The sequence below is a fragment of the Roseobacter cerffii genome, from assembly GCF_054226325.1.
Genome location: NZ_CM135757.1, coordinates 1,431,785 through 1,449,695 on the forward strand (window position 1 = coordinate 1,431,785; position 17,911 = coordinate 1,449,695).

The 17,911-nt window shown below is 55.9% G+C and carries 18 protein-coding genes and 1 tRNA gene; 11 read left to right on the forward strand and 8 right to left on the reverse strand.

Annotation, left to right across the window (positions count from 1 at the left end):
- Nucleotides 1-13 precede the first annotated feature (13 nt).
- From ACVC7O_RS07060 to ACVC7O_RS07085, 6 genes are read right to left on the reverse strand one after another with little or no spacing between them, the layout of a single operon-like run.
- Complete coding sequence (locus tag ACVC7O_RS07060; protein ID WP_458325377.1) at nt 14-814, reverse strand: MBL fold metallo-hydrolase; 801 nt, start codon at nt 812-814, stop codon at nt 14-16.
- Complete coding sequence (locus tag ACVC7O_RS07065; RefSeq protein ID WP_458325378.1) at nt 814-1,620, reverse strand: TatD family hydrolase; 807 nt, start codon at nt 1,618-1,620, stop codon at nt 814-816. Before ACVC7O_RS07065 ends, ACVC7O_RS07060 begins: the two co-directional genes overlap by 1 nt.
- Before the next feature lie 31 nt (nt 1,621-1,651).
- Entirely contained in the window at nt 1,652-2,758 is a 1,107-nt protein-coding gene (locus tag ACVC7O_RS07070; RefSeq protein WP_458325379.1) for a DNA polymerase III subunit delta', read from the reverse strand.
- On the reverse strand, nt 2,755-3,393 hold the full coding sequence (tmk, locus tag ACVC7O_RS07075; protein ID WP_458325380.1) for a dTMP kinase: 639 nt from the start codon (nt 3,391-3,393) through the stop codon (nt 2,755-2,757). Before tmk ends, ACVC7O_RS07070 begins: the two co-directional genes overlap by 4 nt.
- Nucleotides 3,390-4,559 (reverse strand): D-alanyl-D-alanine carboxypeptidase family protein, encoded by a 1,170-nt coding sequence (locus tag ACVC7O_RS07080; RefSeq protein WP_458325381.1) that lies wholly within the window; start codon nt 4,557-4,559, stop codon nt 3,390-3,392. The genes tmk and ACVC7O_RS07080 overlap by 4 nt, the downstream gene beginning before the upstream one ends.
- Nucleotides 4,560-4,582: 23 nt before the next feature.
- Nucleotides 4,583-5,515: an SPOR domain-containing protein gene (locus ACVC7O_RS07085; protein WP_458325382.1), complete on the reverse strand. Its 933-nt coding sequence runs from the start codon at nt 5,513-5,515 to the stop codon at nt 4,583-4,585.
- Nucleotides 5,516-5,709: 194 nt separating this feature from the next.
- On the opposite strand from ACVC7O_RS07085, the gene ACVC7O_RS07090 reads away from it, so the two are divergent.
- The 3 genes from ACVC7O_RS07090 (at nt 5,710) to ACVC7O_RS07100 (ending at nt 7,132) form a co-directional block, all read left to right on the forward strand.
- Nucleotides 5,710-5,799 (forward strand) — tRNA-Ser (locus ACVC7O_RS07090).
- A 129-nt stretch (nt 5,800-5,928) separates the two neighbouring features.
- Nucleotides 5,929-6,396 carry an integrase arm-type DNA-binding domain-containing protein gene (locus ACVC7O_RS07095; RefSeq protein ID WP_458326052.1) on the forward strand — a complete coding sequence of 156 codons (468 nt, stop codon included), beginning with the start codon at nt 5,929-5,931 and terminating at the stop codon, nt 6,394-6,396.
- A gap of 4 nt (nt 6,397-6,400) precedes the next feature.
- Nucleotides 6,401-7,132, forward strand: coding sequence for a tyrosine-type recombinase/integrase (locus ACVC7O_RS07100; protein ID WP_458325383.1), 732 nt, complete (start codon nt 6,401-6,403; stop codon nt 7,130-7,132).
- A 125-nt stretch (nt 7,133-7,257) separates the two neighbouring features.
- On the opposite strand, the gene ACVC7O_RS07105 is transcribed toward ACVC7O_RS07100, so the two are convergent.
- On the reverse strand, nt 7,258-7,578 hold the full coding sequence (locus ACVC7O_RS07105) for a mobilization protein (RefSeq protein WP_458325384.1): 321 nt from the start codon (nt 7,576-7,578) through the stop codon (nt 7,258-7,260).
- A 923-nt stretch (nt 7,579-8,501) separates the two neighbouring features.
- On the opposite strand from ACVC7O_RS07105, the gene mobQ reads away from it, so the two are divergent.
- Nucleotides 8,502-9,659: a MobQ family relaxase gene (mobQ, locus tag ACVC7O_RS07110; RefSeq protein WP_458325385.1), complete on the forward strand. Its 1,158-nt coding sequence runs from the start codon at nt 8,502-8,504 to the stop codon at nt 9,657-9,659.
- 386 nt (nt 9,660-10,045) lie between these two features.
- Here the strand turns inward: mobQ and ACVC7O_RS07115 are convergent, their stop codons facing one another.
- Nucleotides 10,046-10,354 carry a hypothetical protein gene (locus tag ACVC7O_RS07115; protein WP_458325386.1) on the reverse strand — a complete coding sequence of 103 codons (309 nt, stop codon included), beginning with the start codon at nt 10,352-10,354 and terminating at the stop codon, nt 10,046-10,048.
- Here ACVC7O_RS07115 and ACVC7O_RS07120 point away from each other — a divergent pair.
- From ACVC7O_RS07120 to ACVC7O_RS07150, 7 genes are all read left to right on the forward strand, one after another.
- Nucleotides 10,325-10,576: a transposase gene (locus ACVC7O_RS07120; RefSeq protein ID WP_458325387.1), complete on the forward strand. Its 252-nt coding sequence runs from the start codon at nt 10,325-10,327 to the stop codon at nt 10,574-10,576. The two genes, ACVC7O_RS07115 and ACVC7O_RS07120, sit on opposite strands and share 30 nt — an antisense overlap.
- Nucleotides 10,477-10,734, forward strand: coding sequence for a hypothetical protein (locus ACVC7O_RS07125; RefSeq protein WP_458325388.1), 258 nt, complete (start codon nt 10,477-10,479; stop codon nt 10,732-10,734). Before ACVC7O_RS07120 ends, ACVC7O_RS07125 begins: the two co-directional genes overlap by 100 nt.
- 509 nt (nt 10,735-11,243) lie before the next feature.
- On the forward strand, nt 11,244-12,467 hold the full coding sequence (locus ACVC7O_RS07130; protein WP_458325389.1) for a sensor histidine kinase: 1,224 nt from the start codon (nt 11,244-11,246) through the stop codon (nt 12,465-12,467).
- Nucleotides 12,468-12,959: 492 nt separating this feature from the next.
- Nucleotides 12,960-13,934 (forward strand): hypothetical protein, encoded by a 975-nt coding sequence (locus tag ACVC7O_RS07135; RefSeq protein WP_458325390.1) that lies wholly within the window; start codon nt 12,960-12,962, stop codon nt 13,932-13,934.
- Between the two features lie 32 nt (nt 13,935-13,966).
- The gene (locus ACVC7O_RS07140; protein WP_458325391.1) at nt 13,967-14,965 is read left to right on the forward strand and encodes a hypothetical protein; all 999 of its coding nucleotides are present in this window, start codon (nt 13,967-13,969) and stop codon (nt 14,963-14,965) included.
- Nucleotides 14,962-16,575, forward strand: a complete 1,614-nt coding sequence (locus tag ACVC7O_RS07145; RefSeq protein ID WP_458325392.1) for a hypothetical protein — start codon at nt 14,962-14,964, stop codon at nt 16,573-16,575. The genes ACVC7O_RS07140 and ACVC7O_RS07145 overlap by 4 nt, the downstream gene beginning before the upstream one ends.
- Entirely contained in the window at nt 16,572-17,876 is a 1,305-nt protein-coding gene (locus ACVC7O_RS07150) for a hypothetical protein (RefSeq protein ID WP_458325393.1), read from the forward strand. Before ACVC7O_RS07145 ends, ACVC7O_RS07150 begins: the two co-directional genes overlap by 4 nt.
- Nucleotides 17,877-17,911 lie beyond the last annotated feature (35 nt).

The window sequence follows — 17,911 nt, forward strand, 5'->3', positions numbered from 1 at the left end:
GCGTCAGGGACGCTCAGGACGCGGGAAAGGTGAGGGTCAACCCGTCGTAGGCGGGCTCGATATGGTCGGGGGTTTCGGCGTTGACGGTCTCGTAGTCGAGGTCGATGTGCATGTTGGTGAGCACGGCGCGCTTGGGCTGGACCTCGGCGATCCATTCCAGCGTGCGGGCGAGATGGGCGTGCGTGGGATGCGGGTCGCGGCGCAGCGCGTCAACGATCCAGCAGTCGAGGTTGGCGAGCGCGGGCCAGGCGGCCTCGGGGATTTGGGCCACATCCGGCAGGTAGGCCAGATCGCCGATGCGGAAGCCAAGCGCGTCCATGCCTCCATGGGCCACTTGAAAGGGGGAGAAGGTGATCGGGCCGCCCGCGCCGTCGATGGTCACATCCCCCTCGATCAGGTGCATGTCGAGGATCGGCGGGTAGGTGGAGCCTTCGGGCTGCACAAAGGCGTAGGCGAAGCGTTCCATCAGCGCGGCCCGGGTCGGCGGATCGGCCCAGACGGGCAGGCGCGCGCGCATGTTGAAGACAATCATGCGCAGATCGTCGATGCCGTGCACATGGTCGGCGTGGGCATGGGTGTAGATCACTGCATCGAGCCGCCCGACACCGGCGGTGAGCAGTTGGTTGCGCAGGTCGGGTGAGGTGTCGATGAGCACGGTGGTCGTGCCCTCAGCGCTCTCCCGTTCAACCAGCAGCGAGCAGCGCTGGCGGCGGTTGCGGGGGTTTTTGGGGTCGCAGTCGCCCCAGTGGCCGCCGAGGCGGGGCACGCCGCCGGAGGAGCCGCAGCCGAGGATCGTCACCCGCAGTGTTGCCATCAGGCGGGCACCTCGAATTGCGCCGCCTTGCTGAAGAGTCGGTCGAAGTTGGCCTGGGTGTGGGCGGCGAAGGCGCCGTAGCTCAGCCCCATGGTTTCGGCCCCGCGCCGGGCGGTGTGGGCGACGTAAGCCGGTTCATTGCGTTTGCCGCGTTGGGGCGGCGGCGCGAGGTAGGGCGCATCGGTTTCCACGAGGATGCGGTCGATGGGGGCGGCGGCGAAGATGTCGCGCAGTTCCTGGCTTTTGGGGAAGGCGGTGATGCCGGACATCGACAGGTAGAACCCCAGGTCGAGGGCCGCCTGCGCCAGCGCGGGCGAGGAGGAAAAGCAATGCATCACGCAGGTGTAGTGGCTTTTGGCGTATTCCTCGGTCAGGATGCGCGCCATGTCTTCATCTGCATCGCGGGCGTGGATGATCAGAGGCAGGCCGGTGGCCCGCGCCGCCTCGATGTGCAGGCGCAGCGAGGTCTGCTGCGCCTCGGCGCTCTCGGCGGTGTAGTGATAGTCGAGCCCGGTTTCGCCGATGCCAACGCATTTGGGGTGGCGGGCGATGGCGATCAGATCGTCCACCTCGATCATTGGTTCCTTGGCGACGCTCATCGGGTGGGTGCCAGCGGCGAAGAAAACGGGCGCATGGGCCTCGGCAATGGCCTGCACCTGCGCCAGGTTGGCCAGCCGCGTGCAAATGGTGACCATACGCGTCACCCCGGCCTCGCTCGCGCGGGCGATGATGTCATCCAACTGGCCCTCGAAATCGGGGAAATCCAGATGACAGTGGCTGTCGGTGATCTGAGGTGTCACGGTCATGCCGGTCCGATCAGTTCGCGCGGGCGTCGCATTACGCCTCGGCGGTGAGGCTCATTTTGATCAGGGTATCTAGGACCAGCGCGGCAGGGTCAAGGTTCACCGCGATGCCATGTTGCACCCGCGCACCGGTCTCCTGCGCGATCTGCGCCCAGGCGCGGCCCGCGCGTGCGTCGGGGGCAAGGCGCGCAAAAGTCTCAGCCTCGCGCGGCGCGGCTTCGGGGCTGGGGGGCTGGCCGGTGGCGCCGGTGCGCGCTAGGCGGGCAAGAGCGAGGTCGATCAGCTCGAAGAGCAAATCGCGCTTGGCTTCGGCGCCGCGGGCGGCGGCGGCTTCGGCCATCTTGACGGCGGCGGGGCGGTCGAAGCGGGGCAGGGTGCCCATCAGCGTGACAAGATCCGCATAGGTCTTGAGCCCGTCGAGCAGCGAGAGGCGCAGCGCCGCGCCAATGGAGCCACCGGACAGTGCCGCGAGCGCGCCCGCATCCGCTCCGACCTCGATGCCCGCCTGCGCAAAGGCGCGGGCCATGTCGTCGGGGTTTAGCGTGCCGAGCCTGAGGGTCCGGCAGCGCGAGCGGATCGTGGGCAGCAGGCCGGAGGGGCGATGGCTGATCAGCAGCAGCGTGGCACGCTCGGGCGGCTCTTCCAGCATCTTCAGGAGCGCATTGGCGGCGGAGGTGTTCATCTCATCAGCCGCATCCACGATCACAACGCGCCGCCCGCCGTCGGTCGCCGAGAGCTGGAAGAAGCCGGCGAGCGAGCGGATGTCATCGACGACGATCTGGTCGCGCATGCGCTCGGTGGTGGGGTTGGGCGTCCGGGTGATCGCCTTGAGCCCGGGCTCGGCACCGGCGGCAATGCGCCGGGCCACCGGGTGCTCGGGGTCGATGTGCAGCGTATCCGGGGGCGGCGGCGCGCCGAAGAGGCCATCGTCGTCCTGCGGCGGGGTGGCGAGCAGGAAGCGCGCGATGCGCCAGGCGAGCGTGGCTTTGCCCACGCCGCGCGGGCCTGTCAGCAGCCAGGCGTGGTGCAGGCGACCGGTGGCGTAGGCGTCGAGAAACGCCTGCTCTGCCGCATCCTGACCAAAGAGCGTTGGCGTGTCGCGCGGATGCGGGGCGCCCTCGATCTGGTCGGGTGCGCTCATACCAATTCGCCGTCGACCACAGCTGCGATATCCTCCGCCACCGCGTCCATGTCGCGCGCGCCGTTGATGACGCGGAAGCGCTGGGCGAACTCCTCGGCGAGGTCGAGAAAGCCTTGGCGCATGGCCGTCTGCAGATCTTCTCCGAAGGCCTCGAAGCGCTCATCCGCGGTGCGTCGCGAGAGCGCGCGGGTCAGGCCAACGGCGGGGTCCATGTCGATCAGGATTGTGAGGTCCGGCTCGCGCCCGATCATCAGGGTGTGCAGCTGGTCGACAAGGCCGCGCAGATTGCCACGGGAGAGGCCCTGATACATCCGGGTGCTGTCGGCGAAGCGGTCGCAGAGCACGATTTTGCCAGCGCGCAGTGCGGGTAAAATCGTGCGCTCCAGATGATCGCGCCGGGCAGCGGTAAAGAGCAGGATTTCGGTCTCGGCGGACCAGCGATCGGGATCGCCCTGCAGCACCAGCGCGCGGATTTCCTCGGCGCCAGGCGAGCCACCCGGCTCGCGCGTGAGCACCACGTCGTGGCCTTGTGCGGTCAAATGCGCCGCCAGCCGTTTCACTTGCGTGGATTTGCCCGAGCCGTCGATGCCTTCGAAGGTGATGAACCGTGCCGAGGCAGGCAGGGGTGTCGTCACGTCGCCTCCTCGGGTCCCTGCATGAGCATCTTGAAGAGCACAAGGGCGGCGGTGCTGACCCGGCTCACGAAGCCGCCCGGCGCGATGTCACGATCCGCGACCAGCGGCACACGGGTTTCGGGCAGCCCGTCGAGGGTGAAGACCAGCTCGGCCAGTTGGTCGCCCGCGGCGATGGGTGCGCTGAGCGGACCGGTGTAGACCACCTCGCCTTCGATCTCACTGGGCGCCAGCGCAGGCATCAGGATGCTGACGTCTTCCGCAGCGACGAGGCCGACCGTGGGTTCGCTGCCCATCCAGACGTTGGCCTGCGCAAATTGTTCGCCCTCTTCGGCCAGCGGGCGCATGGAGAATTGCCGGAAGGCCCAGTTCACGATGGCCTGGCTCTCCTGCGCGCGCTGCTGCACCGTGTCGAGCCCGGTGATCACCCAAATCACCCGGCGGTCGCCCTGTTTGGCGGAGCCGGTGAGGCCATAGCCCGCTTCCTGCGTGTGCCCGGTCTTGAGCCCATCGGCACCGATGCCCATGGTCAGCACAGGGTTGCGGTTGCGCTTGTTGCTGGGCACGCGGTTGTCGAATTCGAACTCTGTCTCTGCAAAGAGCGGGTAGAATTCGGGGAAATCGGTGATCAGACGGTCAGCCAGCAGAGCCAAATCACGCATCGACATCAGATGCCCGGGCTGCGGCCAGCCGCTGGAGTTCACGAAGGTCGAGTTGGTCATGCCGAGCTGTTGCGCGCGCTGGGTCATGAGCCGGGCAAAGCCGTATTCGGTGCCATCGGGCGAGAGCGCTTCAGCGATCACCACACAGGCATCATTGCCCGAGAGCACGATGATGCCGCGGATGAGATCCTCGACCGTGACACGCTCGCCCGAGCGCAGGAACATGCTGGAGCCGCCAAAGGATTGCGCGTGCTCGGACACCAGCAGCTCTTCATTGAGGTCGAGCCCGCCATCGGCCTTGCCGCGGCGGATTGCCTCGAAGGCCATGTAGAGTGTCATCAGCTTGGACATGGACGCAGGTGGCAGCGGCTCGTCCGCGTTTTTGTTGAGCAGGACGGTGCCTGTGGTCTGGTCGATCACGAAGGCGGAACTGGCCTCGGTGTCGAAGGCCGAGGCCTGGGTGGTGGACAGGGCAAGGGCCAGAAGGGCGGTGGCAAGACGGATCACGGGTGCGCGCTCCTTTCTCGGGGTCAATTGGTCACGGCGTAGGCGTCGGAGAAGCCTTCGTCCTTGATGGTGGAGAGCAGCGATGCCTGCTCGGATGCGGAGGTGGCCGGGCCCACGACAACCCGCCAGAAGGGTTTGCCGCTCAGTTCCTGTTCCTTCACGGTCGGGATCAGCCCGGCGCTGCGCATCTGCTTGGCGGCGCGGTCGGCATTGGCCTCTTCGCTGAAAATTCCGATCTGGATGAAGGGCTTGCTGAGCGAGGAGGTGGGTGCCACGGATTGCGGCAGGTTGGATTGCGGCAGTGCTGCGGGTTCGATCACCGCAGTTTCAGTGCTGGCTGTCGCCGCTGCGGCGGTTTCCACCGGCGTGGGCTCGGCGGCGTCAATTGCGGCGCCTGCGGCGGCGATCGGATCAAGCGAGGTTTCGGTGATTTCCGCCGGTTCCGCGATCACCTCTTCTTCTGATATCGGCGGGGCCACTTCGACGGTTTCCTTGCGCAGCGCAACCACTTCGAGGTCGGTCGGGGCACCCGCCAGGATGCCAAGCGCCTCGGCGGCATCGGAGGACATCTGCAGGCGCGGGCCGGGAATGTCGCGCTCGCGGCGGAAGAGGGCGCCGACCACGAACTGGCCGTTGCTCTGGTTGCGGATGATCACCCGCTCGGGTTCGGTGACGTCGGGGTGGGCCACCCAGACCCCGCCCAGTGAGGGCCGCCCGTCCCAGAGCCCGGCTTCGTTTGACGAGAACACCTCGGGCGCTTCCACATCGCGCTCGATCACCTCACCCGTGGCGGCGGGGGTCGTTTCCGCCGCTGCTTCGGCCCCGGGCTTGGGTGCGAAGGCCTCGCGAAGGTTGAAATTGCCCGCCTCATCGCAGGCGGTCAGAAGGCTCAGCGCGGCCAGGCCGAGCGCGAGCGGAAATCCGGTTCTGGAATAGGGTGTGATGTCGCCGCTCATACTGCGCGTCCTTGCCTGTTGGCCGGTGGTCCGGCACGCTCAATGGCCCCTTGAAGAGGGATCTTTGCGCGCAGTCTAGCTTGGCCGGGCCAGTCTGGGAAGGTGTTGCGCATCAAATCGGCGACATTCCCCAGCAAATATGCGGATTTTTTGAGGTTTCAGAATCGTTTGCGGGGCACTAGGACGGATCAACCGGAGGAGTGGCAGAGTGGTCGAATGCACCGGTCTTGAAAACCGGCGTGCGTGAAAGCGTACCGTGGGTTCGAATCCCACCTCCTCCGCCAATCTCCCTTTCCTTTTGATTCAAACCATTCGCCTCTGATGTGAGATAATCCATATTTCATTAGACAAAGTGCGGCCACTGCGTTGTCTTCAATTTCTTTCGGTTACGTCTGTATTCTTCCTTGAGTGGTATGGAATGTGGTACTTATGGAATTGCTCTATCTGGCAAGCTGACAAAGAAACTGGTGGCGAACCTCCGCGCTGGGCGGCATGGCGACAGCAACGGGCTGTATTTGGTGGTTGATCCGTCAGGTGCGCGGTGTTGGATCATGCGGGTGGTGGACAAAGGTCAAAGGAATAAGAAGGGCGCACCGTTGCGGACCGACTTTGGTTTGGGCGGGGCGGATATTGTCACGCTCCACCAAGCGCTTGAACGGGCGCTGGACTATCGGCATATGGCCCAGGCGGGGCTAAACCCGCGTCTCAATGCCAAACGGAAAAACCCGACGTTCGAAGAGTTTGCAAAACAAGTGCATATTGATCGGATGCCCACCTGGAAGACCGCTAAACACGGTCAGCAATGGATCAACACGTTGCGCGACTATGCTTTCCCAAGATTGGCCGCATGCCGATTGATAGCGTCCAACAGCCCGAAGTGATGATGTGTCCGGCTCCGATCTGGACAAAAAACACGAAACTGCCAAGCGCTTGGCCCAACGGATCAAGACGGTGCTGGACGTGCCGCGCTCGAAAGGGTTTCGCGATGGCGAGAACTCGGCGATAGCGATCAAAGACGCCGGCGCATGGCCCAAGGTTAGAAAGAAGATCAAGCACCACAAGGCAATGCATTGGCGCGACGTGCCAGCCTTTTACGCCGACCTGAAATCCCGCAACGCAATCACCGCAAAAGCGTTGATGTTGACCTGCCTGACGGGATCACGCCCAGGTAATGTACTGCGCATGCAATGGTGCGAGGTCGATCTGGGCGCGTGCGTTTGGATCTGTCCGGCGGAACGTATGAAGACGGGTGTGGAACACTGGGTGCCACTGACGGGTGAAATGCTGTCGATCATCGAACCGCTGCGGGCGATGCAGTCAGACTACGTTTTTGAAGGCCAGAAGCGCCATCAGCCACTTCCTAATATGTCGATGCTAATGCTCCTGCGCCGCATGAAGGTGGAGGGTGTCACGGTAAACCGTTTTCGCTCAGCATTCCGGGATTGGGCATCCGAGGCGGCCAATGCGCCGCGTGAAGTGGCCGAAATGAGCCTGGCCCATCAAGTCGGATCAGACGTTGAGAGCGCTTACGCGAGGTCTGATCTGCTGGATAAACGGCGGGTCCTGATGGAGCGTCGGTCAGACTTTGTTTCGGGCATGTCACAAAAAAACCGATAGGCTGCACTGATGTTTTGAAAAAGGGTACACATCACTTGCAAATCTCTGGAACGAATTCGAGCGGCAAAACTTGGGATGGTGCCACCGCCAAGCTTGCTCATATTTTCAATCGCATGGCTTTGCAACTATAACGTGTTCGACTCTCCGATGGAGTTGTGCGAGAATCTTTTTCTCAACTCAGTGAAGAAATTTGAGCTTGCACTGCTCACTCTCTCTGAGCAGGTCATTCGATCCTGGTCGCGGGACAGGTTGCGGACAAGCCGATCCACCATCGCGGCCGCCCCGGAATCCCGTTCCGCAAAATCAAGCAGCGCGCCCCCGAGGATCACCTTGCGCCTTGTATCGAGCTTGCGCTGTTTCGTGGCTTCCCGATTGCGCAGGGCCTGAAGCCGGGCTTTGGCCTGGGCGTATCGCTTCTCCGCACGTTCCAGCTCCGTCTCGGCCATGTCTCAAACCATCCGTGTTCATTCACGTCATGGTTGAGAGACTCCGATATCGTCGTAAGATAACAAGGGTCATCCAAATCATGTCTGCCTTTCGGCGGAACATGGCGGATGACACTGCGCGGATCGGCAGAGCTCCGCGAAGAAGGACAGGTTGCACCCTCTGTTCTTGAAATACCGAACGGAAGCGCAAACCCTGAGCTGAGGATCAGTGAAGGGTGCACTTATGCAAACTCTCCAGGGCCAACGTCAGCCGTTGGATCGCAGTCCAGCACAGAATGCGCTGGACCGAAAGACGTGCCCCGTCTCTCGTACTCTCTGTGGCCAAGCTGCGCGCTTGGATGGCGTCCCGCGCCGCAACACCCTGACGGCACCCTGTGCCCCGTTGCCGGGGCTGGCGTGCCGGTGGTGTCGCGCTTGGGGGCTGCGCGAAAGGACAGTCGCTTGCCTATGCTTCCTTGCCGGGTTTGCCGCTGGCAAACCGCAGATGAGTGCCGCCAATCTCCCGCCCCCTATGCCGGGGTGCGCGCCGGCACGGCTGGGGAGATTGATGGAACGCATCATCAAGCCCGGGCGTCTGCCACCCTCCGGGCAGCTTCGGCCGGGCTGTCTTTCCCCCTCCGCCACTTGCGGTGCGAACGCGCACAGCGACCCGGGGCGCGGGGCGTCGGGGCAAAGACGGTTGGTCGCCGCAAAGATGGCTTCGGCACGGTGTGTTCCAAAGCCATTGACTTACGCCCAACAGGGAGGTTGAAGCCGGAGCCTCTCACGAAGAGTAGAAGGCAGACTTCACCCTCATCCTGCGCAGACACCCCGTCTCTTGTCGCGCGCCAAGGGCCGGGTGGCATGGGAATGCCTGGTGTCGCGCAGCGGCCGCGTGTTTGCCCATTGCGGGCGCAATTGCAATCTTCTGGAGAGGGGGTCGGATGGCCAGCTACCACCTCTCCGTGAAGACGATCAAACGCAGCGCCGGGCGCTCTGCCACGGCGGCAGCAGCTTACCGTGTCGGAGAGCGCATTGAGTGCCAGCGTGAAGGTCGCGTCCACGATTACACCCGCAAGCAGGGCATTGAGGAGACCTTCATCCTGACCCCGAAGGACGCGCCCGAATGGGCGCTGGACCGCTCGAAACTCTGGAACGAGGTCGAGGCCAGCGAGACCCGCCGCAACTCCGTCACAGCCCGCGAATGGGAGCTGGCGCTGCCGTCCGAGATCAGCGCCGAGGACCGCTCCCAGATCACCCGAGACTTCGCCGAGGAGCTGGTCAGCCGCTACGGCGTGGCCGTCGATGTGGCGATCCACGCGCCGAACAGGGAAGGCGATCAGCGGAACCACCATGCACATGTTCTGACCTCCACGCGGAAGCTGGAGCCGGAAGGGTTCACGGCCAAGACCCGCGTGCTCGACTCCGCGAAGACCGGCGGCGTCGAGATCGAGCAGATGCGCGGTGTCTGGGCCGATCTCCAGAACCGCGCGCTGGAGCGGGTAGGGGAGGTCGAGCGCGTCGATCATCGGTCGCTCGAAGCGCAGCGGGAGGCGGCGCTGGAGCGGGGCGATCAGCTCTCAGCCGAGGAACTGGATCGTGACCCCGAGCTGAAGCTGGGGCCAGCGGCCAATTCCATGGAGCGGCGCGAAAAAGCTGCGGCTGCCCGAGAAGGCCGGGAGTACGTCACCGTCACCGAGCGCGGTGCCGTGGTCCATGCCGCGCGCCAGGCCCGCGTGCGTTCCGCGAGTTACGCGAGCGACTGGACATTGCTCGGGACACCTACGCGGCTGAGCGCGATGCGGGGCAGGGGCTTGTGTCTGCCGGTCTCGCGGCGCTCCGGGCGGCGGCTTCGAAAGAGCAAGGCGCGCAGTCTGGGCCGGAGGACATGCGCGAGCGCTTGGCGAAGGTCGTCGGACGGTCAGAGGATCGGGAGGACACGCCGATGCCGGAAGGCCGCAACTATGCACGGGAGCGGCTCAAAGCGATCATGGAGAAGGGCACCGGTCGAGATGGTCAAGCAGCGGTTCATAAACTGGAAGGGCACAGCGATCCAGAGCTCGGCCAGGGGACCAATCAACCAGATCTCAAACCGTCCGTGAACGAACGACTAAAGGACGTGCTCAATAAGCCACGCGAAAGGCTGGAGAGTGAAAACGAGCGAGAGGTGGAGAAGGATCGCGAGGCTGAAAACGAGCGTGAAATCGACAGGGAGATAGATCGTGATCCCGGTCTGAGTCATTGAGGCGTGAACACTGACAACTTACTATCCGCATTCGGCCAAACTTCCCCGGCCACCGGGCGGACAGTACAAACTTAACACATGACCGCTTACAGGCGTCTGGCCCAGCCTTGAGCTCCCCAAGGATCGGGCGGGGGCCGATAAGCGCGCTTATGTACAACTGGCTCTCATAGTTAGCTCTTGGTGTAGGGAAATGAGCGGCCTTGATGCAAGGCGATGGCAAGAGTTGTATGAGACGCGTCCTGCTTAGCTGATACCGAGATCAACATACCGTTCAAGCACCACGAAACTCGCAGCCACCGTACTCCGAAGTTGAAATGCCGGGTTGCGAATTGGGGCGAGCATGATCGCGGCTTGGTCCAGCGGGGCGATATCCGCTTCTGGATCCATGAAGAAACGATCAATTCCTGGATCGCTCCGTATCGACGACGCCCGGTGGACAGAAAAATACTCAAACTTCGCGATTGAACCACCCTTACCCTCAGCACGGTGTTTGGCCTGCAACTTCGACAAACGGAAGGTTTCGTGCGCAGCTTGATAGATCTGATGGGTCATGATTTAACTGTGCCGTACTATACGACACTTCCCCGAAGATGCCGTACAATTGAGGTAGGCATTCATGCACCTGGACGAAAAGCGCCTGTCGACTTGGTGCTGGGTAGCACTGGGCTCAAGTTGTGTCGGTCTGTCAAAAGCAGGATGAAGAGCGTCGGACGTGGAGGAAGCTCCACATCGCCATGGACGCGGGCACTGGTGAAATCATGCCGCCTAAGCTGACCAATGATGACACATCAGATCCAGAGATGGTGACTCCCCTGATGACAGTCGCTGGAGGTCGCATACGCCACGCATTCCCAGATGGCACCTACAATGGGCAACCCACATACGACGTAATCCGAGAGCCAGCCCACCTAAATTCACGCCGAAGGTCGTAATCAATCCGCGCTATACATAGATCCCAGACAAAGGAGCCACCCACGGCGGGCCTGAGCGTGAAATCCGTGCCGCTAGGATTGCAAAAGTCGGACAAGTTGCCTGGCAAAATGAAACTGATTATGGCACGCGATCGCTCGGCGAGAACACCCACGGTCGCATCAAATCCAAGCCGGGTGGCAAGCTGAAGGCCCGTACATTCGGCGCACAGAAATCCAAGATCAGCATTCAATTTACGTTCGCAAACCGGGTAATCCGAGCGGCCAAACCAGTCTCCGTACGAGTATCATCAAATCAAAAAACCCGACCGAAATCCGCCAAGCAGGCTCTGTGCATCAACGACGCCATGCCGGAAACCAACATCTACGCGTGAACATCGGTGTGACAATCCTTGCTAGCTTGTACATGCGCCCACACCCCATCTTCTGCGTTGGTTTGCTACCGCAAGATTAGTTTGAAATTGCTACCACAACACTCTAGCCTGCTCCGAGAAATAGATCTGGCCGCTGGTATGAACTTCGAAGAATATGTTATTGAAATCCTTCAGGATGTAGGAGGTATCATTCTGGCGCAGCAAGATGGGGACATTGTCACCCGCTTTCCAAATTCCACGACGAAGTTTGGAGAATCTACGTGGATAGTCAGGACTTTTGATAGTATCGATGACGGTGAAGGGGATCTAGAAAAATTTCTTTCTCGGAGCTTCTCGGAGTTGTCTAAGACTTACAAGGCGAATTTAGGAGAAACCCCATTGATACTTGCTCCAGTAATTAGGGGGCCTCTTGACCCCCAAGTATTGAGCTTTCGCATAAAACCTAAACTGCCATATCAAATACTCGATGAAGAGAAGTTCCGATCTCTTTCAGAGAGATCAGACAAACTTTGGAAAGAGAACTTTGGTAAAGAAGCCTTGCAAAAGGGCGAATTGGAAATACAGCTGCGGGAGGTGAAGACGGAAGTCAGTGATCTACGCCATCAAATCCTTAAGTACGACTCCGAACTAAAAGAAGAACGAAAACGTTCTCAAAGACTAGAAGCCAATTCTCTTTGGAAAATAATGGCGTCGTTTATGATCCATGACTTAACAAATGCAATGCTACCATTGAACGGAAGGATTAATGCCGCAAAGAATTGTATTGTCACAGATCCTGAGAGATTACCCGAAATTCTTGAAAAATTAGATAGCCTATCAAGCGATATTTCTGAGAGGTTAGAAAAGTTCAAGATCAAGAAGGTTGCACTAAATCAAACGCGTATTGCTGTGAATGACTTAATGTCAGAGCTACGAGATTGGTGTAGTATTCATGATGTGAAGTTCAATGGACAGAGAAAGAAGGCCTACATAGAAATTGACAAGCTGATTTTTTTTGATGTTTTGCAAGAGCTAAAATACAATACAGAAAAGTACGCAAAAGAAAGTGCCGATAGAAATTTACACGCTAGAGTAATTGAAAGAGCTGATCGGAGCCGAATATTTCAGCTGGACTATTCAGATGACGGGCCCGGAGTCCCGGAAGCGCTAAAAGAGAAGATCTTTCTGCCCGGCTATTCTTCGGCTTCCCAGAAAGCAGAAGATAAGAAGAAAGGAAAAATCTATGAAAACGGAGAGGGCCTTGCGTTTGTCTCAGATGTAGTGTCACGAATGAACGGTTCTGTCAAAGAAGTTGGAAAGTTTCAATCAGGTGCAACTTTTCGATTTATTTTTCCGTTGCACAACGCGGAGGTGACACCTTGAGGACAGTCTATGTACTTACTTTAGAGGACGATTTTCACGTTTCAGAAGACTACCAAAGCGTGATCAGTGAGTGTTTTGAGAAATTTGACGCTGAATTACACTTGTTACCGTTCGTAGACTACGACGAGGCGGTAAGGTTTATGAAAAAGACGAGTAGGCCGCACATAGACATAGCTCTTGTTGACCTGCTTCTGGAGTCTCATCGGCTTTACGAGGCAGACTCAAAACCGCCTATGGAAACGTATTCAGGTTTCAAATTTATGGAGGCGTTCCGAAATCAGTTTAAGGCGTGCTTCTTTATTTCAGCGTCGATTGAGCGAGAAGATTATCGGGAATTTATGAAGGGGGAATTCTCTTCAATACCTTTTCTGACAAAAAAGCGAACTGCACCTGAATGGCTACAGGTGGTTGAGAGGCCAAATTTGCCACAGAATTTTGGCTATCCACAGAATCTCCACCAATTATTGCAAGACTATTTGGGAGGAACGGTAGATGAGTGAAGAGAACCTTCTGTATTGGCTTGATCTTCACGCGATACCAAGAGATTTCCCCCTTCTATCGAAGGGGGAGGTTTCTAGTCGAGTGTACTTACGAGAAAACGGCAATGAGATCATTCGAATACTTGACCACATGCAAGCGAGCTTTCGGAATATGGTTGTGGTTCCAAAGGGGCAAGGCGCTACCACTTTGCTAAGAGAGCTGATTGAACGAACAGTCACCGCTCCGGTTCGGGTGCCGACACTTCATATATCAATTGACTTAGAAAATTTCGATGATGATGAAGACATTAGCGAAGTTGTTAGCGAAGCAATTGTAAGAGGCGTTTTTCACCATCTTGTCCAGAACCAATGGCCAGAGGCTTCGAGCGGCGCAAAAAGAGCAAAACTATTATCCTTTCTCGGTTTTGAAACCATAAATGACTTCAGAGTATTCCGTGGAACTTTGACGCTCGACCAACGAGTTCCAGAATCAATTATGGAGTACTCCGAAAATGTGGAAGACCTTTATAAATTTTTGTATGAAGAGCTTGGCATATCGGTTCGCCTCTGCTTTGATTTCAATCATGACTGTAGTCAAGATTTGCTTCTCGATGTCGTTCGCGAGCAGAAGTGGTTTGATGAGAATTCCAAAGACAAAATAGTCGAGGCTGCAGTGACAGAGACCTATTTTGTTACGAGTGAACAAGCTGATCAGATATCATCAACGTGGTCCGTGTCTTTTCAAAAGTACAATGTTCGGCCTTATAGCAAGGCCGAAATATTTGGTATGCTAGAAACTAAATTTGACCTTGAGGGTCACTTAATCACGATCTTCTCGGACCGTTTTGTAAATAGAATTTGGGAAGATGGGATGCCTCTTCATCTATTCGGCACACGGTTGAAGGCGGAAATGGTTGATGCTCTAGATCAACTATTGCGAGGTGAGATACCGTTCTATCTTGAGCCGAAGAATGGAAGCTATCAATGATTACTAATAGGGAACTTACTAGCAAGGTCGAAATGATCTTCGCGCATACCAATGCATACAACCTGCCCGCTGCATTCGCAAACCGAGAGGACTCTCGCGAAGAGCTTCGCGGTAAAATCGAGCGCCTATCGGGCTCAAGTGTAATCCTGGTTTCTGACATACTGGGAAGTGGTAAAACATTTCTTGTGCAGATGGTTATGGGTGAATTGGGACTGGAAGATGCAGCCCCGTTGATTGCTGGCCGAACGAAGGCATCCGACTTTGAGGGCGATACACCAAAGTTTATCGATGAATGGGACATCAAGGCAAACCCCCGGAGATTACGTAGAACGGTTACGCAGATGCTGGAGCAAAAAAATGCTCGCGCTCCTCTCATACTGATGGGCGATTTCACACTACGTTCTGCGAACTTCCGGAGTATGATTGAGCCTTTGGGTGCTCCCGACGAAATCGAAATGGAGCAACTGAACCCAAAGTTCTTTCACCTTGCACTTAATAATCGATTAGCACGTGCGACGGGCGATGAATTTGATCCAAGTCAGGAGCTGATTTCGGAAGAGGTCTTGAGTGCTTTGGTTCCAAACTGGTCTGAGACACCAGCAAACTTTCGTGACGTTTTTAAGACGCTTGCTCAGGTAACATATAACTTACCACAAAACTATGAGCCAGCTTTTATCGACGTATCGGCAGTACGTCCTTGGGTAGAGAAAAATCGGCCAACGATCGAGAAGGGACCGCAATCTGAGCTATTCGAAGCGCTGGTGGTGCACTTTGCAAGTGAAATTCGGCAGGGTAAATGGAATGAAACGATGCCTCTGAGTGTTTCAAGCCTTAAGAAAATGATAACGTCTGAAGATGTTGATGAGTTTCAATCACAAGTTATAGAACCGTTTGCTCGATCTGGACTGCTATCTTCTTTTGGAGTGCCCGAGATATCTGAGGATTGGAAGGCATATGACAGATATCCGGGACCGTACTTGCCAGGCACATTTATTCGGCTTTGTGCGGCATTGAAGGCAGCTACGATATGAGCTTAACAACGAAAATTAGCGCATGTGTGGCTCTGTTTGGCAAGTCGAGCTCAACTCACGAGGTATCTCTCAAAGTTTCTGTTTATAAGAAACTGCTTGAACTAAGAAATGTAGAAGGGATAGACGAATTTGATTTGAGGGTGGCCCTTGAAGATGTAGATAGTTTTAGGTCTTTAGATGACTTAGTCGCTATAGCGAACTCCTTTAAGATTATTCATAGAGATTCGAAAAGTGATTTTATTGAAATTCGAGAGGAGATCCCTTTTGACGACCTATTTTCGAGTGAAATACCAAGCGACCCGTCTTCTTTCTCAACTGAGATATTTGACGAGGTAAACCAAGACCACGTGAATGCATACAATACGGATGTGTTCCAAGTTTTGGGTGTTTTAGAAAAATCTCGCCAATTAGCTGTTGAGGTTGCTAGTCAAGGAATTGGAGACCCTGTTTTCTTCTCGCCATTTGTCCGAGTTGGAGAGAAGAGTGGCAACGTTGTGCCGTTCTCAGACATCTCTGCATCCTCGTCGTTCCTAGATACGATCTTATTCCTTAATACCCTGTCCTCGTGTGTACCTCGTGCTTCGCGGGGCGAAGAACTACTTTTGCTTCTATCGCACTTGAAGAGGATCTCTGACTATCTGCTCTCTGATGATGACGAGTTTGGTGATGTAGGTGTGTTGTGTCTCAAAGAAGACGACGATTACCCTGGAGCGGACCGTCCAGCGACGATGCCATGCGGGATGCTTCTGTCCGTGTTTGCCATAGCTGCCAAGGCGCAACCAGATTTGGACTTTACAAAGCAGGTAAGCGATCATGTGGACCACTTGAACCGCCAAATGGAGGACGACGGAGGATGGGGCGTATACGGGTATAAGTCAGGCCTTTTTGGCGACTTGAAGATCGCCAGCCAAAAGCATGTGTATTTTTCCTACCATGCAGCTCGAGGATTAATAGCTTGTTTTTCACTCTTGAAAAGTGACGAACAGAAGCGAGAGACTGTTCACTCGCTTCGCAAGCTAGCTAAACTGCTAAATCGCAGTTTCAAAGGCACTGCCAATGAAAGTCAAGGAGGATGGTGTAGTGGATTCAACCCCGACTCAGACATTTGTCCATTTGACACAGCGACAAGCATAGTTCTTTCTCTTATGCTTGCTGATTTTTTGCAGGATGAGGCAAGTACACTTCGGTTGAATGCAGCAAAAGCTGTTGATTACATTTCTTCTCAGTGGAGTATTGGATCGCTTGCGTCCGAAGACCTTCATCGGATTACCTTTCGCCCACCTACGTCGCTTGGGCCATCTGGAACATCTTTGAGCTGGGAGCAGTCAGGGCGTTCAAAGATCTTGGATGCTTTGGCCACAAGTTATTTGGTTACTGAAAATGACCTGTCTACGGCGGGGTGGGAGCTTATGAGTGCGCTCACAGATCGTCTTCTTCAAGAAAATCTACATGGCCACTGGCCAGATCTAAATTCGGATATGAGTGAAGTAGGAGGAGAGACCTTTATTGTTGCAAACAACAACAACACGATGATGTCAGCATCAGCCCTTGCCAAGTCGGTTGCCTCTTTTGCTAAGCGTTCTGGCCATATTGATACAATAGTACTATGAAGGGCTTGGAAAATCTTTTTTTTTGGAACCCTCAACAGACTTTTCCAAGAGTACGTTTAGAGGAAGAGTTACTCGTAGAACATCGAAATGATGATTACAAATCAAGCTTGATTTCAATTTCAGAAGAAGCAGGTGGTTTTTGTTCGCGTGAGCTTTGCGAAGATATTTTCTTGTCTTTTGGTATTAGTGTTCCACGTCAAATATTGCATTCTGGTGCCCGTTCTAACACTGAACTGCTCAAAAAGATTGGATCCTTTGATAGTCTTAGGTCTCTGAATCCTTGTGTAGAGAGCTGGGAGATGGAGGACTTTCGAGGACGGCTAGCTCGTTTAACTAGTTTTGAAGAGACTAGGTTCATATCTTCTGTCGGAACAACATTTTACTACAACTCCCGCGTCGGGATGCGGGAGTTACTCCTGAGCAGAAAGGAGTTGAGAGCAGCTTTTCCAGGGTCAACGGTAGCTCATACACCAGAACAAGTGAGTTCACTGATCAACAATGATGCTGAAATGAGTGTGTACGTTGTAAAGTCAAACTTTTCAATGGGCGGAGTCGGGTCGGCCATTGTTTCTGCAAGCACCGGTTTTAACTTGGATATGCTTGGTTTTGACATAGATCCGAATGACAATCTACTGGATACTCAGCGGGAGTATTCCGGAAGTAAGGTAGGCTCAGAGAGTTGGGACTGGACTCACGAACCATTTGTTGTTGAGAACTTTGTTGGAGACGAGCGAACAAACAAGAGTCTCACATTCGATGGAATGATGGATAGCGACGGTCAGTTTGAGTTTGTAGGTGCATCTGAGCAGATCCTCCGAGATAGGAAGTGTTATGAGGGCATTAAGTCGTTTGACTTTGACTGCCCAGCTACAATAGATGTTTGTATGAGCCTAATTGAGCTGGTCTCGAGTCTATTATGGACTAAGGGCTATGTCGGCCCAATCAATATTGACTTTGTTCGATTGTCTGATGGCAGTATTTTCTTAGTCGATTTAAACTTGAGGTTCTCCGCACCGTTCCCCATACACAGACTTCTTCAGAAAATTTTGCCGAACTTTCGAGGGGGCAGAGTTCAGTATCAGTTTGTCGAAGAGTTTTTCTGCGGCAGGAATGACATCAAGAGAGTAAAAGAGTACTTCGATGGGCTTCGATCAGAGTTTCCGCGCGAGTTCGGGCCGTTCCTTCTCGCTTCTCCGGTGGCGTCAGAGTCTCGAACAGTTACTGTTCCAATTCTATTTTTGGATGACAGTCATGACAGCATCCAGAATTTGATAGAACGTATTCGGCGAGAATTGGCATAGTGCTAAATGATAGGTGTGACCCCCAAATAGTTCAG

Excerpts from the sequence above, each read along its gene's own strand:
- ACVC7O_RS07060 (WP_458325377.1), bottom strand. The coding sequence starts at position 814 with ATGGCAACACTGCGGGTGACGATCCTCGGCTGCGGCTCCTCCGGCGGC.
- ACVC7O_RS07065 (WP_458325378.1), bottom strand. The coding sequence starts at position 1,620 with ATGACCGTGACACCTCAGATCACCGACAGCCACTGTCATCTGGATTTC.
- ACVC7O_RS07070 (WP_458325379.1), bottom strand. The coding sequence starts at position 2,758 with ATGAGCGCACCCGACCAGATCGAGGGCGCCCCGCATCCGCGCGACACG.
- ACVC7O_RS07085 (WP_458325382.1), bottom strand. The coding sequence starts at position 5,515 with ATGAGCGGCGACATCACACCCTATTCCAGAACCGGATTTCCGCTCGCG.
- ACVC7O_RS07095 (WP_458326052.1), top strand. The coding sequence starts at position 5,929 with ATGGAATGTGGTACTTATGGAATTGCTCTATCTGGCAAGCTGACAAAG.
- ACVC7O_RS07105 (WP_458325384.1), bottom strand. The coding sequence starts at position 7,578 with ATGGCCGAGACGGAGCTGGAACGTGCGGAGAAGCGATACGCCCAGGCC.
- mobQ (WP_458325385.1), top strand. The coding sequence starts at position 8,502 with ATGGCCAGCTACCACCTCTCCGTGAAGACGATCAAACGCAGCGCCGGG.
- ACVC7O_RS07115 (WP_458325386.1), bottom strand. The coding sequence starts at position 10,354 with ATGACCCATCAGATCTATCAAGCTGCGCACGAAACCTTCCGTTTGTCG.
- ACVC7O_RS07130 (WP_458325389.1), top strand. The coding sequence starts at position 11,244 with ATGAACTTCGAAGAATATGTTATTGAAATCCTTCAGGATGTAGGAGGT.
- ACVC7O_RS07135 (WP_458325390.1), top strand. The coding sequence starts at position 12,960 with ATGAGTGAAGAGAACCTTCTGTATTGGCTTGATCTTCACGCGATACCA.
- ACVC7O_RS07140 (WP_458325391.1), top strand. The coding sequence starts at position 13,967 with ATGATCTTCGCGCATACCAATGCATACAACCTGCCCGCTGCATTCGCA.
- ACVC7O_RS07145 (WP_458325392.1), top strand. The coding sequence starts at position 14,962 with ATGAGCTTAACAACGAAAATTAGCGCATGTGTGGCTCTGTTTGGCAAG.
- ACVC7O_RS07150 (WP_458325393.1), top strand. The coding sequence starts at position 16,572 with ATGAAGGGCTTGGAAAATCTTTTTTTTTGGAACCCTCAACAGACTTTT.